Annotated in this window: 12 protein-coding genes; 2 read left to right on the forward strand and 10 right to left on the reverse strand. The window is 65.1% G+C overall.

The window, feature by feature from the left end:
- Positions 1-9: 9 nt before the first annotated feature.
- From QGN17_RS03060 to QGN17_RS03070, 3 genes are all read right to left on the reverse strand, one after another.
- Positions 10-519, reverse strand: coding sequence for a hypothetical protein (locus QGN17_RS03060; protein WP_281043044.1), 510 nt, complete (start codon positions 517-519; stop codon positions 10-12).
- Between the two features lie 82 nt (positions 520-601).
- A complete protein-coding gene (locus QGN17_RS03065) occupies positions 602-1270 on the reverse strand; it encodes a M24 family metallopeptidase (RefSeq protein ID WP_281043045.1) in 669 nt (222 codons plus the stop codon).
- Positions 1271-1406: 136 nt separating this feature from the next.
- On the reverse strand, positions 1407-2609 hold the full coding sequence (locus QGN17_RS03070) for a CaiB/BaiF CoA transferase family protein (protein ID WP_281043046.1): 1203 nt from the start codon (positions 2607-2609) through the stop codon (positions 1407-1409).
- 191 nt (positions 2610-2800) lie between these two features.
- Here QGN17_RS03070 and QGN17_RS03075 point away from each other — a divergent pair, with 191 nt between their 5' ends.
- The gene (locus QGN17_RS03075) at positions 2801-3745 is read left to right on the forward strand and encodes a LysR family transcriptional regulator (protein WP_281043047.1); all 945 of its coding nucleotides are present in this window, start codon (positions 2801-2803) and stop codon (positions 3743-3745) included.
- On the opposite strand, the gene QGN17_RS03080 is transcribed toward QGN17_RS03075, so the two are convergent.
- Genes QGN17_RS03080 through QGN17_RS03090 form a run of 3 tightly spaced genes read right to left on the reverse strand, consistent with a single transcriptional unit; the run spans position 3660 to position 8254 of the window.
- Positions 3660-5000, reverse strand: a complete 1341-nt coding sequence (locus QGN17_RS03080) for a cytosine permease (RefSeq protein ID WP_281043048.1) — start codon at positions 4998-5000, stop codon at positions 3660-3662. The two genes, QGN17_RS03075 and QGN17_RS03080, sit on opposite strands and share 86 nt — an antisense overlap.
- Positions 4985-6091 (reverse strand): DUF917 domain-containing protein, encoded by a 1107-nt coding sequence (locus tag QGN17_RS03085; RefSeq protein ID WP_281043049.1) that lies wholly within the window; start codon positions 6089-6091, stop codon positions 4985-4987. Before QGN17_RS03085 ends, QGN17_RS03080 begins: the two co-directional genes overlap by 16 nt.
- A gap of 15 nt (positions 6092-6106) precedes the next feature.
- Complete coding sequence (locus QGN17_RS03090) at positions 6107-8254, reverse strand: TonB-dependent siderophore receptor (protein WP_281043050.1); 2148 nt, start codon at positions 8252-8254, stop codon at positions 6107-6109.
- Between the two features lie 377 nt (positions 8255-8631).
- Between QGN17_RS03090 and QGN17_RS03095 the strand changes: the two genes are divergently transcribed.
- Positions 8632-9969 (forward strand): metal-dependent hydrolase family protein, encoded by a 1338-nt coding sequence (locus tag QGN17_RS03095; protein WP_281043051.1) that lies wholly within the window; start codon positions 8632-8634, stop codon positions 9967-9969.
- A 15-nt stretch (positions 9970-9984) separates the two neighbouring features.
- Here QGN17_RS03095 and QGN17_RS03100 read toward each other — a convergent pair whose 3' ends face one another.
- The 4 genes from QGN17_RS03100 to QGN17_RS03115 are packed head-to-tail and all read right to left on the reverse strand — an operon-like array spanning position 9985 to position 15752.
- Entirely contained in the window at positions 9985-11691 is a 1707-nt protein-coding gene (locus tag QGN17_RS03100) for an amidohydrolase (protein ID WP_281043052.1), read from the reverse strand.
- A gap of 26 nt (positions 11692-11717) precedes the next feature.
- Positions 11718-13016 carry a cytosine permease gene (locus QGN17_RS03105; RefSeq protein WP_281043053.1) on the reverse strand — a complete coding sequence of 433 codons (1299 nt, stop codon included), beginning with the start codon at positions 13014-13016 and terminating at the stop codon, positions 11718-11720.
- Positions 13016-14119, reverse strand: a complete 1104-nt coding sequence (locus QGN17_RS03110; RefSeq protein ID WP_281043054.1) for a DUF917 domain-containing protein — start codon at positions 14117-14119, stop codon at positions 13016-13018. Before QGN17_RS03110 ends, QGN17_RS03105 begins: the two co-directional genes overlap by 1 nt.
- Positions 14109-15752: a hydantoinase/oxoprolinase family protein gene (locus QGN17_RS03115; protein WP_281043055.1), complete on the reverse strand. Its 1644-nt coding sequence runs from the start codon at positions 15750-15752 to the stop codon at positions 14109-14111. The genes QGN17_RS03110 and QGN17_RS03115 overlap by 11 nt, the downstream gene beginning before the upstream one ends.
- Positions 15753-15792 lie beyond the last annotated feature (40 nt).

The raw sequence follows: 15792 nt of genomic DNA on the forward strand, positions 1-15792 counted from the left end.
TTTGTGTGATCAGACGGGGCCGGACACGACGCAGCCGCCGGCTCGCCATCCGCGAGGATAGGTTACCGAATAGGCTTCGAGATCCCAGCCCCGATCACGCCAGTAGGTGTCGATCGCCCAGAGTCGGCCTGTCGCGTCGGCAACATAGGCGAAGAACCATCTCGACCGGTCGGCGGTCTTCAGGAAGGCGAACAGGTGCGCGAGCGGGATTCGCGCTTGCTTCTCGCCGCCGAGCGCTGCGAAGATCGGTTCGTCCACCGTTCCCTTCATCAGGCGATATTGCAGGAGAGTGGCACCGGCCACATCCGTTTCGGTCAGCGGCAGAAAGTGGCTGGCGAAATCGTCGCCGACATAGCTGATCGGCAGCTCACCCTCGCGATCGACCACGAACTTCTGGCGCGTGACGAAGTGCGTGACGCCCGCGACCTCGATCGCGTCCGCGACGACCTCCAGAATACCGGCGACTATCATAGGTGGGCGCGCGGTCGTCCGCCCGGAATTGAGATCGCCATTCTTCATATCGCAAATGCTCCCGGCGCCTGGCCGGCGCTCAAAAATCTGGTGCTTGCGGCCTTGCCGACGATGGGGCCGGCCGCGCCTGTCATCCGAAGAGAAGATCCTCGTAGAAGGCGCCGAACGGCCGGCTGGGATGCCGGATCTGGATTTCCAGCACCCACAGTCCGCCGCTCGGCACGAAATCCGCTTCGATCAGCGGGCCGTCGTGCTTCACCGCATGCGGGAAGTCCGACAGGCGATGCCCCGTCATCTCGAGATTCAGCAGCCAGCCGCGATGCGTCGCCTCCGCCTCGACGAAACGGTAGAGAGCGGGGCCGGTGAGTCCGTCCGAGCGCCAGCGCGCCTGCGCCGTATCGAAGATCGCCTTCACGTCGACGGCTGCCTTGAGCATCTCGGGATCGTCGCCGATGACGAAGGTCGCGCCCGCATCTCCCTCATGCCCGCGCCAAACCGGCCCAATATCGACGAAGAAGATGTCGTTTTCCCCGAGCATCACACCCGGATCCGATTTCTCCTCGAAATCCTTCAGCGTGTTGCGGCCGCAGCGGACATGGATGCCATGCCAGCCACGCAGCATACCGGCATCCTTCAGCGACCGCCGCATCAACGCCACCGCCTCCTCCTCGGCCATGCCGGGGCGGATGGCGGCGGCGACCCGGTGCATGATCGCCCGCGTCCGCTCGCGCGCCTCCAGCATGATCGCCGGATCGAAGTGTGCGCCGTTGCGCTCCTGTTCGGTCTGAATGTCCGACATCGAAATCACTCAATCCTTTCCGATGTCGGTCCGCAGGTGCTCAAGATATTGGCCGATCAACCTCTCGACTGTTGTTTCCATGAGAAGAAAATTGCGGTCGAAGGCGGCGGTCTTCAATGACAGTTTGGGTATCGTCTCATGCCGGGCCGACGGGATCGGAGACGACGCCCTCGAATAAGAGCGCCTCGATCTCCGCGTCGTCATATCCGCAGCCCCGCAGCACCGCGCGGCTATGTTCGCCGAGCGCAGGCGGCGGCCGGTCGTCGTGGCGATCGACCGAGCCGAACGTGATCGGATGGCCGATCGTCCGTTTGATGGACGGCGGGTAGAGCGGGCCGGGCGTGAAGAAGCCGATGTCGGCGAGATGCGGATCGTCCGGCAGATCGGCAAGCGACGCCACTGTCGAGCACGGAATGTCCAGCAGGGTCAGCCGCTCGATCCACTCGGCGGTCGTGCGCGAGGGCATCGCGTCAGCGACGACGAGATAGAGTTCGGGAAGATGCGCCTGGCGCTGTGCCGGATCGCGAAACCATTCCGTCTGGATGAGATCGGAGCGGCCGATCTCGTGGAGAAAGGCCTGCCATTGCGGCCCGGTATAGGGCAGGGCGGCAATCCAGCCGTCGCGGGTGCGGTAAGGGCGTCTGTCCGGATAGAAGAGGCGCGGATAGCCGATATCCGACACGGGGCCTGCGGTGGCGCCGGAGAGATGCTCGTTCAGCAACGTCGCGACCGCCGCCTCGAACATCGGAACCTCGACGTGAATGGCGCCGGCATGGCCGCTCGCCTTGGCGTAGAGCGCTGCGAGGATGCCCTGCACCGCGTGCAAGGCGCCCAGCTTGTCGGCCAGGATCGTTGGAACGTAGGCGGGGTCGCTGCTGACCTCCAGCGAGAGGCCGGCAAGTCCGCTCGCCGCCTGCACCACGTCGTCGAAAGCCGGGCGATTGCGGTAGCGGCCGCCCTGGCCGAAGCCGATCGCGGCGCAATAAACGATATCCGGATTGATGGCGGCCGCCGTCTCGAAATCGATGCCCGCACGCGCCGCCGCCTCGACCCGCATATTGTGCAGCAGGACGGTCGATCGCGACACCAGCCGCCGGACGATGTCCCGGCTCCTCGGCGCTTTCAGATCGAGCGCCAGCGCCTTCTTGTTGCGATTGTTGTTGAGGAACAGCGTGCCGCTGCCGTCCACCATGGGGTGGGATGCGCGGGAGATGTCGCCGGTAAGCGGCTCGATCTTGATCACCGTCGCACCGAGATCCGCGAGCATCTGCCCGGCATAGGGACCCATCACGACGGCACCGAATTCGAGCACCGTCACATTTTTCAGCAGATAATACATTCAGGCCATCACCATCGCTCGACGTGCCTCACGAAGTGGCAGCCGCCCGCTTCATCGCTATCGGCTGCCGGCAACCCGGCAATGGCCTTTTTGGTATCAGTTGATGACCGGGGCGCACCGGCCCGATGTCGCCTTGCCGGTATGTCACAAAAATGTATCGTACCGTCAGTCCACGGCCCCGGAGCGATGGCATGTCACGTCTCACGCTCTCCCAGCTCTCCGCCTTCATGAAGCTCGCGGAGACGTCGAGTTTCAAGGATGCGGCGACGCAACTCGGCGTGTCGCAGCCTGCGCTCAGCCGCACAATCCAGCACATCGAAACGCGAGTGGGCGTCCGCCTGTTCGATCGCGACACGCGCACCGTGACGCTCACGCCTGCGGGTGAACGGCTGCGCCCATCGGCGGCACGACTGCTGGAAGATTACGAGACCGTGTTTCGCGAGCTTCGCGAGTTCGTCGAGGGGCGCGAAGGCATCATCCGCATCGCCACGCTGCCGTCTGTCGCATCCGCCGTGCTGCCGGGTGCGATTCAGCGGTTCCAGCCGAAGTTTCCGGGGGTTCGCATAGAGATATGGGAGGATGTCGGCGAGCAGGTCCACAATGTCGTGCGGGAAGGTACTGCCGATTTCGCCATCGCGCCCCCGCCCGATCTGGCGGGCGATCTGCGCTATCAGGAATTGCTCAAGGACAGTATCGTGCTGGCCTGCCGGCAGGACGATCCGCTCGCGGCGATCGCCGAGCATAACTGGTCTTCCTTCGAGGGATGCCGCCTCGTGACGATGTCGCCGGAGACGGGTCTGCGCAAGATGGTCGAGAGCGGGCTCGCCCAATCGGGCGTGGTGGTCGAGCGGATGTTCAACTGCAGCGCGGCGACCACAGTCGGAGCCCTGGTGAACGCTGGGCAGGGCATCACCGCGCTGACCCGGCTGACCATGGCGCAGATCGCGTCACCGTCTCTCGTCTGGCGGCCGCTGGTCGATCCGGCGCTGGCGCGGTCGATCGGCGTCGTCCGGCACAAGGCGAGGTCCTTGTCGCCGGCGGCGCAGGCCTTCACACGCGAGGTGGAGCAGCAGGCGCGCGTGCTGCGGATGGGCGATCTTGCGCCCTCCGCGCTCGATCTCGTCCAGAGTGCCTGACGATTAGCCCATAGCCCACCCCCGCGACAATCGAGGCATCGAGCGCGGGCACCGTCGTCAACGTCACGCCACAGGCGGTTCCGGCGAGGACGAGAACGAGCGAGCCGATCCAGACGGCAATCGCTTCCCAGCGGATTGCGGGTAGGTCGCGGAGCGACGCCTCGGTATCGGCATGGCGGAACAGCGTGAAGGCGTCGATCACGTAGATCGCGGCGATCGGCGGCACGATCATGCTGAGGAACACCAGGAACGGGATGAAATGATCCATGATCCCCATCAGCGCGAAGGCCGTGCCGATCGCGGCGCCCAGCAGGGTGAACATCCAGCCCTTCACCTTCGGGAAGGTCGCGCCCAGCGCCAGCGCGCCGGAATAGAGATTGGCGGCGTTCACCGTCAGCATCGGCGTCGCCAGCAGGAACAGCAAAGGCGTGCCGAGGCCGAGCGATACGATCAGGCCGGAGACGCTTGTCTGGCCGGTGGCGAGCGCGGGCAGCGCGGCGACGGTCATCATCAGCGGCGTCGCGACGGGGAAGGACAGCGCCATGCTGCCGATCGCCCCTCGCTCGGTGCGGATATAGCGCGACAGGTCCGGCATCGTCGCGACCGCGATCATATAAGCGCCGACGACCGAGGTTACCGCGATGCCGAAGCGCATCGGCACCGGTGGATGGAGCGATGGTACGACGACCAGCCCGTGCCGCCGGAGTGCCACCGTCGCCACGGTGACGAAGATGATGCCGAGGAGCGGCACGACGACCAGCGCGAGCCGTTCCAGCGCGCGAATGCCGATCGGCGTCGAGGTCGCGGCCAATATGCTGCCGGCGATCACGAAGGCCGTGAAGCTATCGGGGAAGCCGTTTACCCTTGCGGCCACCACCATCGCCTCGCCGATGAAGGAGGCGTTGATGCCAAACGCGCAATATTGGACCAGGGCCAGCACGATGTTGATCAGGGCGGCGCCGTAGGTGCCGAACGAGCGCTGTACCAGCAGATAGGTCGATAAGCGCGTGCGCACGCTGACCACCGCGGTGAAGCAGCAGCCGATGCACAGGATCAGCGCGGCCAGGAAGGCGGCGCCCACCGCGCTGCCGAGACCGAGCGCCAACGCATTCTGCGCGCCGTTGAGGAAATCGGGTTGACCGATCGAAAAGCTGGCGACGATCAGTGCGACCCGCCACCCGGCCATTGTGGCCCCATCCGGCACGGGGCTGTGCGAGTATTGGTCGCTGCTGTCCGCCGTCACCTGTCGTCCCATCCGTTGAGCGCCTCGATCGGAACATAGTCTTCGGCGAAACCGAAAGCCGAGGGGCCGACGAAGGACAATGCTTCTGCGCTGCGCAGCATATGTGGCGCGGCGGCGGCGAGTACCTTCACGCGCTGGCCATATTTCAGGCGATCGGTGGTGATGCTGTCGGCCGTCTCGCGATCCATGATGGTGATGATGTCCGGGACCATCGCGCAGACCGCGCCATTGCGCCAAGCGATCAAATTCTCGTTCTGGAATTCCAGGTCCATGCGGCTCGCCCCGTCGAACGCCTCGATCGCCACGCGCCCCATCGCGAAGCCGCCGCGCGTCTCGCGTTCGAGATCGACGATCTTGCCGTCGAACAGGATGCCCCCAAAGGGATAGAGATCCGATGTCTGCAATGCGGCAATCAGCGCAGCGAACGGATCGCCGCCCTTTTGACGCGCGTCCCGGATTGCCGCGCCGATCGCGATCGCGGTCGAAATGCTGCTGGGAATGGCATGATCTTTCGTCTGGCGACCGGTCAGCGGATATTCGACCATGTGGGCGTCCCCGCCCAGTGCGATCGACACCTGCCGGGCGATCCGCTCGTGGACATGGTTGTCCTCCGTCTCGATGATCGCCAGCGAACCGCAGGCGCCCGTCAGGATCGAAGGGCATCCGGACAGACCATGGATGCTGAAGATCGACATTTGCGATTCCGGAAACGCACGCGCCATGCCATCGGCGTCGACCACCGGAATGCCCAATTCCGCAGCGGCGATCAGGGGCGCCAGTCCGTTGCCGCCGCCGATCTCGATCGGCAGCACCGCGTCGACTTTGCGCCCGGTCAACCGCTCGATACGGCGCAGACCGTCCACCGCCTCGCGTCCGTTAGGCAGCTTCTCGATCGAAACGGTCGGCGCGCCGATCCACCCACAGGGCACGACCAGCGCGTCATCCGCCAATTGTTCGAGCGAGATCAGCTCGAACGGTCCACGCCGGGCGATGCGCGCCTCGCCGAGCAACCGGTTGTGATACGGATCGCCGCCGCCGCCGGAGCCGAGAAACGCGGCCCCGCAGGCAAGATCGCCAAGCGCGGTGGCGTCGATCCGTATCATGCCGCGTCCGTGCGATCAGAAGCGATAAGACAATGACCCGGTGACGTTGCGCCCCGCCCCGTAGAGCGCCAGCGCGGAGTCGCCATAGGCGAGGCTGGTGTAGAACAGCTTGTTCGTCACGTTGCGGACGTTGACCGTCGCCCGCAGGTTCTGGAGGATATCGACGCCCGCCATCAGATCGACGATCGCATAGCTATGTTGGCTGATCGTCACCGGCGGGGTGAAGCTGGTCACGTTCGAATAGATCCGGCTCTGCCAGCGCATCTGGGTGCCGATCGAAAAATTGTGCAGATCCGGAATGGTGTAGGTGGTCGATGCCTTGAAGGTCTGGCGCGGGATGAAGGTACGGCCATGCGAGTCCGTCGTCAGGTTCTTGAGCCAGATCCGCGTATAGCCGCCGCTCAGCGCCCAGTTCGGCGTGATGTGACCCGCCACCTCGGCCTCGACGCCCTGCGAGCGAATGTTCTGGCCCTCGTAATAATAGAAGTTGCCGTAGACCGGATCGACCTCCGAACCGATGTAGGTGGCGAGGCCCTTCTCCTTGGTCTTGAACACGGTGGCTGTCGCATAGAGCCGCTTGTCGAAGATGTTGGCCTTCAGGCCCGCTTCCATGTTCGTGCCCTTGAGCGGCGCGAGCTGGGTATGATCGATCTTCTGCTCGGTCTGCGGATTGAAGATCGTCGTATAGCTGACATAGGCGGTGAGGAACGGAGTGATGTCGTAGAGCACGCCGGCATAGGGATTGAACTTGGTCGCCTTGGTGGACAGCGTCGCGCCGTAATTGGTGCCGGGCGCATCATATTTCGTCCAGCTCGCGCCGACGACGGCCTTCAGCCTGCTCGTGAAATGGATCTGGGACGCCGCGTAGAGGCGCAGTAGCTTGGCTTCGGCATTCTGTGCCAGATTGTAGGCGCCGAAGGCCGGCTCGGCGAACTGAAAGCGGTCCGGATCGTTGAAGTCAGGATATTCGTAGTACGAATTGCTGACGATGTCCGAATTGCCGAGCGCCTGCCACTGCTTGGTGCGATCGTGGGCGTAGGATGCGCCCAGCACCAATTTGTGATCGCCGCCCAGCACGTGGACGGTGCCGTTTGCCACCAGATCGTAGAGGTAGCGCTTGTCGTCCGTTTTGAACTTGGCGATGTCGCCATAATAGCCCGTGCCGGTTTCCTTGTCGGGGAAGCCGTACTGGTAATTGATGATCGGCACATCCTGATAGCGGCGGAAGGTGAAGACGCCCTTCATCGTCCAGTCGCCGGTCTTGTAGGCGAGTTCTGTATAGGCCTGCTGTTCGCGCGTGTTCCACTGCGCCCATGACGGCGCCGGATTGTCCGAGCGCTTGTACGGGATCTTGGTCCCGTCCGAATAGAGCAGGGTGAGCGATCCCCAGGTCGCGCCCTTGTCGTCATTCTCCTGCCGGTCGTAGCCGACGGTCAGCGTCAGGTCGGGCGTGATCTTGCCGGCCATGACGATGCCGTAGACGTCGCGGTTGACGTGGTAATTGTCGAGGTAGCTGTCGCTTTCCTCGTGCGCGCCGATCAGGCGGACGGCGAGCTTGTCGTTGAGCGGCACCGAAACGTCGGCCTCGGCGCGCCACTTGTTCCACGATCCGCCATAGACCGAGGCATTGACGTGGAAGCCGTCGAGCGGGCGCTTGCGGACATAGTTGATCGTCGCCGACGGGTTGCCGATGCCGGTGGTCAGGCCGTTGGCGCCGCGGATGATGTCGATGCGATCGTAGAGGAAGCTGTCGGTATCGCCATAATAGAGATTGCCGATCAGCGGCAGGCCGATCCCATCGATCTGGAAATTGGTAACGTCGAAGCCCCGCGCATCGAACTGGGTGCGATCGGTCTCCTCGCGCTGGACGTTCACGCCGACGACCTGATCGACCAGATCCTTGATGTTGGTAAGCGCATAGTCCTGGATACGCTTCTGATCGATGATCGTCACCGACTGCGGCGTCTCCATGAACTTGAGCGGCAGGCCGGTGGACGAGGTCGTCGGCGCGTTGACGCCGGTGACTACGATATCGCCGGGGGCGGCGCTGTCGGACTTGGCGTCCGCTTTCTTCGCTTCCGATTTCGAGGACGTGCCGTCATCCGACTGCGCGTGGGCGATCGTCGGTGTCGCGACCAGTGAAAGATATGCTGCACTCGTCATAAGACGATGCGTCAAGCGCCAAAATGCCGTCTGGCGATTATCGACGATTCTGCCACTCGAGGCGAAAGTATGTGTTTCGAATTTCCCCATTTTTTCTCTCTTTGTCCGGAGGATAACGGCATGCGTCGACGTGTCGTCGCCTGTCGTTTCGTCGTCCAAGGTGCCCATTCATCTTTTCTTGATTTCGGGGAAAAGCTGCGATCCGTGCGGGTTGCTGGCAATGACAAACTGGATATCGTCCCATACCAACCGGATCAGATGTCCGGCGGTGAGCCTGTTCGACATCGACTGATAACCAAGGACGCATTGTCGGACGCTTCGCATGCCGCCACTCTCGTCGGCTTGATGGTTCGCGTGGGGAGCAAGCGCAGACGATGATGGCGGCCCGTCCCACTCGCCGTGCGGTGCTGGCAGGATTGGGCACCGTGCCGCTCATGGGCGCGGCAGCAAGCCAGGCGGCGCCGACTATCCTGATCCGCAACATATTGTTGTTCGACGGGACGGGTTCGCCTCGTCAGCCGCGTAACGTCCGCATCGTCGGCGATCGCATCGACGCGGTGAGCGGCGGCGACATACCGGTTCCCCCAGACGCGACGGTGATTGACGGATTGGGGCAGACGCTGATGCCCGGTCTCACCGATGCGCACTGGCACATGTCGGCGGTCAAGGGCGTTCCGTGGATGGGATCGGACGACGGGCTTGCCGTCGCGCTGGTGCTGAAGGATGCGGAATTCCAGCTGATGCGGGGTTTCACGACGGTCCGCGACACTGCGGGCTCGGTCTTCGGGATCAAGGCGGCGATCGATCGCGGCGTCATGCCTGGGCCGCGCTGCTACCCGAGCGGTGCGGCAATCTCGCAGACCTCCGGCCATGGCGACGTGACCCCGCCCGATCAGTTGCCGACTGCGCTCGGCGGCGAACCCTCACGGCTTGAACTGCTCGGCATGATCGCGGTGGCGAACGGCGTGCCCGAGGTGCTTGCCGCGACCCGGCAGCAGTTGAAGCGCGGTGCCAGCCAGATCAAGATCATGGCGAGCGGCGGCGTCACTACCGACAATGATCCGATCGACGTGCTGCAATTCACGCTGGAGGAAATGCGCGCGATCGTCGCGGCGGCGACGGATTGGGGCACCTATGCCTGCGCCCATGCCTATTCAGCGGGCGCGGTGCGGCGTTGCCTGGAAGCGGGCGTGCTCTCGATCGAGCATGGCCACGGCATCGACGACGCGACCGCGGCCCTGATGGCGGAGAAGGGCGCCTGGCTATCGACCCAGCCGTTCGAACCCGGCGACAACATCCTGACGCCGGAGCAGGAGGTGAAAGCGCGGGAATCGCTCGGCGGAGCCGGATGGAAGCCGAGCGTGCAGCTGGCCAGGAAGCACGGCGTCAAGATCGCCTTCGGCACCGATCTGTTCGCGCGCACCCGCACGTCCCGCACCGAGAATGCGATGCTGCCGAGGCTGGGCACGATCTTCCCCAATGCCGAGGTGCTGCGCATGGCGACCTCCGGCAATTGCAGCCTTTTCGCGCAGAGCGGCAAGCGCGATCCCTATCGCGCGGCGCCGCTGGGCGTCGTGAAGCCCGGTGCCTGGGCGGACCTGCTGCTCGTACGCGGCAACCCGCTCGACGATCTCCACCTGCTGGAGGATTACGATCGCAACCTGTTGCTGATCGTCAAGGATGGCGTGATCCACAAGAATATCGTGGGCACCTGACAGGCGCAGACGCCTTCAGTCCAGCGAGCCGTATACCGGCTTGCCCTTGAAGATCGTGGTGAGCACCTTCGCGGTGTGGATCTGCTTGGGGGCCAAGCGGAAGATGTCCTTGTCGAGGATCACCATGTCCGCGCTCTTGCCGACCTCGATCGATCCGGTCTCATGCTCCAGCCGGTTCACCCAGGCGGGCTCCAACGTATAATCCTTCACCGCCTCCGCGAGGGTAACCGCCTCGCCGGGGAGCAGCGGCTTGAGTTCGGGATGCTCGGGATCGGTGCGGGTCAGCGCCACCTCGATGCCCCACAAAGGATCGGCCGAGGCGACGGGCCAGTCCGATCCATAAGCGATGCGCCCGCCGCCCGTCAGCACGCCTTGCTCCGGATAGATATACCGGCTGCGCACCGGCCCGATCGCCTTGATGCTGAGGCGCATATAGGGCTCGTCGCTGGCCCAGAGCGGCTGAAAGATCGCGGTGACGCCAAGCTTACCGAAACGCGGTTGGTCCAAGGACTCGATCACGTTCATGTGGCTGATCATGTCGCGGCTGCGGGTGAAGCCGGCGGCGCGCGCTCCCTCGAAACCGTCGAGCGCGACATGCACCGCACGATCGCCGATCGCATGGACGTGCGCCTGCAGGCCGTGCGCGTCGACCTGCTTCACCGCCTCCTTGAAGACCGCCTCCGATACTTGAAGATCTCCCCGATCGGTGCCGCCCTCATAGGGCTGCAGCATGGCCGCGGTATGCTGCGGGATCACGCCGTCGAGCAGGAACTTGATGCCGTTGACGCGGACGCCCTCGGCGTCGGCGCGGGTGGCGGTGGCGAACAGCGTCGGCAGCTGCTCCAGCCCCCGGCCATTGGCCCAGAGCAGGTCTAGCGTGGCGTTGGTGGTGAAGTTCCCGCGCTGCTGGACGGCGCGATAGGCGTCCACCACCGGACTCGAGCCGTCCGGTGCCACCTCGACCAGCGCATCCTGCCAGTTGGTGATGCCGAGCGCGTTCAGCGTGTGGAGGGTGAAATAGAGCGCGTCCTCGCGATCCTTTTCCGTCGTCGGTGGCACCTGCGCGTCGACGAGGCCCTGTGCCTCTTCCTCCAGGCATCCGACCGGCTCGCCATTCGCATCTCGGTCGACCTTGCCGTTTCTGGGGTCCCGCGTGTCCTTGGTGATGCCGGCATTGGCCAATGCTTTCGAGTTCACCCAGACGGTGTGCCCACCGGTCGACTTGAGGATGATCGGGCGATCGGGGGCGATCGCGTCGAGGATCGCCTTGTCCGGCACGCCGTTCGGCGGGAAATAGCCGTCCTTCCAGCCGGAACCGTAGATCGTGCCGTTACCCGGCGACTTCGCCACGCATGCGGCGACGATCCGCTTGTAGTCATCGACGGTGTTGCCGTCCTGCAGCGAGCAGCCGGTATGGCTGAGACCGCCGAACATCGGGTGGACGTGCACGTCGCCGAAGGAGGGGAGCAGGAGACGGCCGTGGAGATCGACCACCTGTGTGGCGGGGCCTTTCAGCCGCGCGATCTCCGCATCGGATCCGACAGCCTCGATCCGGCCGGCCTTGATCGCCACTGCCTGCGCCCACGGGCGCCGGGCATCGACCGTGTAGATGCGCGCCTTGGTGAGGATTGTGTCGGCAGGGAGCGGCAGGGCAAAGGCTGACGTGCCGGCCGTCGACGCCAGAAGGGCGAGCGCGATGCGGACAGGCTTGGCGATCGGCATCGAGGATCCTCCGGTCTAACTTGGGCTTAGCCATTGGCTGGGGCGAGACGGGCGGAGGCGTGGCCTCGGGCGAGGCGCAGCACGATGGCGTAGCCGACGGCCGCGACGATGGTGGCGTCGAACATCGGGACGCCGGTGACCGTTACGCCGAGATGCGAAGCAGCGAGTACCAGCGCCACCGATCCGATCCATGTTCCCACGGCGGGCCAGCGGAAGGCCGGCAGCTCGCGGATCGAGGCAGCCGGGTCGGTCGTCCGGAATAGGGTGAAACCGTCGATCACGTAGATGGCCGCGATCGGCGGGATGATCACGCCGAGGAACAGCAGGAAGGGGATGAAGGCATCGATGATCCCGGCCAGCGCGAAACTCGCGCCGATCACGCCGCCCAGAAGGATGAACACCCAGGACCGGACGGTTGGGAAGGTCGCCGACAGCGACAGTCCGGCCGAATACAGGTTCGACGCGTTGATGATCCACGACGACAGCACCAGTGCGGCCAGCGCGGCGACGCCGAAGCCCAGGCCGACGATCAGCGCCATGATGTCAGTCTCGCCAGTGGCAAGCGCGGGGAGGGCGGAGGCGATCATCATTACCGGTGTCGCCAGCGGGAAGGAGAGCAGCATGCTCGATACGGCGCCGCGCCTCGTATGGATGTAGCGCGAGAGGTCCGGCATGGTCGCGACGGTGGCCATATTGCCTCCGACCAGCGCGGAAAGCGCGACGCCGAAGGTCATCGGCTCGGGCGGGTGCGAACTCGCGTGCAGCACGATGCCGTTGCGCCGAAGCGCGGCGACGCAGACCGCGAGCATGACGACGCCGAGCAACGGCACGGTCACCACCGCCAGCTTGTCGAGCGTCCGGAAGCCGAAGACGGTGGAGGCCGTCATCAGGACGCTGCCGCCGATCACATAAGCCGTGAAATGGCCCTCGATCCCGTAAATCTGCTTCGCCGCCGCCGCCATGGCGCTGCCGAAGAAGGACACGTTGACGCCGAACCAGCCGAACAGCACGAAAGCGATCACGATGTTGACGAGTGCCGCGCCGAACCGCCCGAAGGATCGCTGCACCAGCAGATAGGTGGTCAGCCGGGTCCGCACGCTGATGATCGAAGTCAGCGTGCCGCCCGCGCTCAGGATCAGCCCGGCCGCGATGGCGATCAGCACCGCATTCCAAAAGCCGAGCGCGAGGCCCGTATAGGCACCATTGAGGAAGGCGGGAAGGGCGACCGCGAAGGACGAGACGATGACGGCGATGCGCCAGCCGGGCACGGTCAGATGCTCGGGCAGCGGCCCGTTGGCATATTGGTCCGCCGCCGACTCCGCCATCAATGCCTATCCCAGCCGTTCAATGCCTCGATCGGGCGATAGGGATCATCGAAGCCGAACGCCTCCGGCCCGACGAAATCCAACGCCCGGCGTTCGCGCAGGATATTGGGGGCCGAGGCGCCGACGATCTTCACGCGCTGACCGTATTTCAGGCGCTCGGTGGTGATCGTGTCGGCGGTCTCGCGATCCATCACGGTGATGATGTCGGGCACCATCGCACAGATCGTGCCGGCGCGGCGCGCGAGCAAATTCTCGTTCTGGAAGAGGAGTTCCATCTCACCCTCGCCATGGAGGCCGTCGATGGTCAGGCGGCCGATCGAAAAGCCGGCCCGCGTCTCGCGTTCCAGATCGGTGATCTTGCCGTCGAACAAGCTGCCGGCATAGCGGTAGATGCCGGTCGCGCGGAGTGCGGCGAACAGCGCCTCGAACGGATCTTCGCCCGCCGCGCGGGCTTCGCGCACGGCACGGCCGATCGCGACGGCGGTGGAGATGCTGCCCCCGATGGCATGTGCGCGGGCTTCGCGGCCGCTCAGGGGGTATTCGACCATGTGGGCGATGCCGCCCATGGCCACCGACACCCCGCGCGCGATCCGTTCGTGGGCGAGATTGTCGCTATTCTCGATGACCGTGACGGTCCCGTTTGCGTCCGTCAGCACCGAGGGGCAGGCGGAGAGCCCCCTGATGTTGAAGATCGCCATCTGGCTTTCGGGGAAAGCGCGGCCCATGCCATCGGCGTCGACGACGGGGACGCCAAGCTGCATCGCCGCCGCCAGTGGGGCCAGGCCGTTGCCGCCACCGATCTCGACCGGGAGTACCGCGTCGATCCTTCGGCCCATCACCTCTTCGAGGCGGCGCAATCCCGCGACCGTCTCGCGTCCGCTCGGCAGCTTCTCAACCGAGACGGTGGGCGCGCCGATCCAGCCGCAGGGCGCGACGAGCGCGCCGTCGGGCAGTTCCCCGAGTTGGATGAGCTCTATGCTCTTGTCGCGCGCCAGTTCGGCCTCGCACAGCAAGCGGCCGTAATAGGGATCGCCCCCGCCGCCCGAACCTAGGAACGCGGCCCCGTAAGCGAGATCCAGCAGGGCGGTGGCATCAAAGCGCATGGGCCACTCCCGCCACGGCATCGGCATGAACCCGATCGCCGCCCTCAGCCAGATCGGCCACCGCCTTCATCCGCACCTGAGCGGCGCGGCCGGGAAGATAGCTGAGGAAGATCTCCTCCACTTCGACGATCTGCACGGTAGCCGCATCGCCTCCGGCTGCGACGGCCTGCGCGGCCACGTCAGCCTTCATCGCATCGAGCGCTTCGGCTCTCGGCGTCGCATCGTAATCGAGCACCTTCTCGATCTGCGCGCCGACCTGCGCGATCGCCGCGCCGACCGCATTGGCGATCGGGGCATGGGGCGGGCGGATCACCTGCGCCGCGCCCTTCAGTATATCGGGCACGAGAAAGGCGCCTCCGCCCACCGCTAGCACCGTCGCATCGAGACGCGCGGTCTTCATCCTGTCGATGCCTTCCTCCAGCATGTCGCGGATGCGCGACGCGATGGCGGAGAGGGCGGCGTCGCTGAGTGCGGGCAATTTCTCGGGTGCACCGAAGCGGGCAAGGCCCAGCGCGACGCCCACGTCGCTCGCGGTCAGCGTGTCGCCACCGAACAGGCGCGCATCCTCGACGATGCGGAAGCCGACCGAATCCGGCCCTATGCGCAGCGCCGCGTCATCAATCGCTTCAGCCTCGTAAAGCGCTTCATCGAGATGGATGCGGGTGCCGCCGCCGAGACCGATGGCGAGGATGTCGGGCATCCGGAAGTTGGTCCGCACCCCGCCGATATCGACCGCCACCGAGGATTCGCGCGGGAAGCCGTTGGCGAGAACTCCGATATCCGTGGTGGTGCCGCCGACGTCCATGACGATCGCGTCGGTCAGCCCCGTGAGGAAAGCCGCGCCGCGCATGCTGTTGGTCGGGCCGGAGCCGATCGTCATCACCGGATAGGCGGCGGCCTGCGCGGCCGAGATCAAGGTGCCGTCATTCTGGCTGATATAGAGCGGCGCTTCGATCCCCAGCCCACGCAGCGCCTCTTCGAAGGATGCCGCAATGCGGACCGCCAGATCGGACAGCGCCGCGTTCAGGATCGCGGCATTCTCGCGCTCGATCAGGCCGATACGGCCGATCGCGCTGGACAGCGTCAGGACGGCGTCGGGGAATTCTTCCTTGACGATCTCCGCCGCGCGCATTTCCATGGCGTTGTTGACGGGAGCGAAGGCGCTGATGATCGCGATCGCGAATATGCCGGCATTTCGCAGCGTGTGCGCGGCTTCGCGCACGCCCGCCTCGTCGAGCGGCGCGATCTCGCGGCCGTCCACCTCATATCCGCCGCCGAGCAGGAAGACGTGATCGCCGATGCTCCCGGAAAGGCCGGCGGGCCAACCGGTCTTGGGGGGCAGGGCCTCGCCCGAGGGGCTGGCGAGCCGCAGGATGCCGACCGGCGAGAGATGCTTGCGCTCCACCAGCGCGTTGGTGAAGTGGGTGGTGCCGATCATCACCGAGGAGATGGCGCCGGGCGCGATGCCCGCATCCTCCAGCACGGTGCGGATCGCGGACGCGACGCCGCCGCTCACGTCGGCGGTGGTCTGCGCCTTGGTCCAGGCGACGACCTCACGTCCGTCCATCAATACCGCGTCGGTATTCGTCCCCCCGACATCGACCCCCACTCGCACCGAGCATGCTCCAATCATTCTGATTACGAACCCGAATTTCACGGTCCGGCCGGTTCGA

Origin of the sequence: Sphingomonas oryzagri, from assembly GCF_029906645.1 — a bacterium.
In the GTDB taxonomy this organism is placed as follows: domain Bacteria; phylum Pseudomonadota; class Alphaproteobacteria; order Sphingomonadales; family Sphingomonadaceae; genus Solisphingomonas; species Solisphingomonas oryzagri.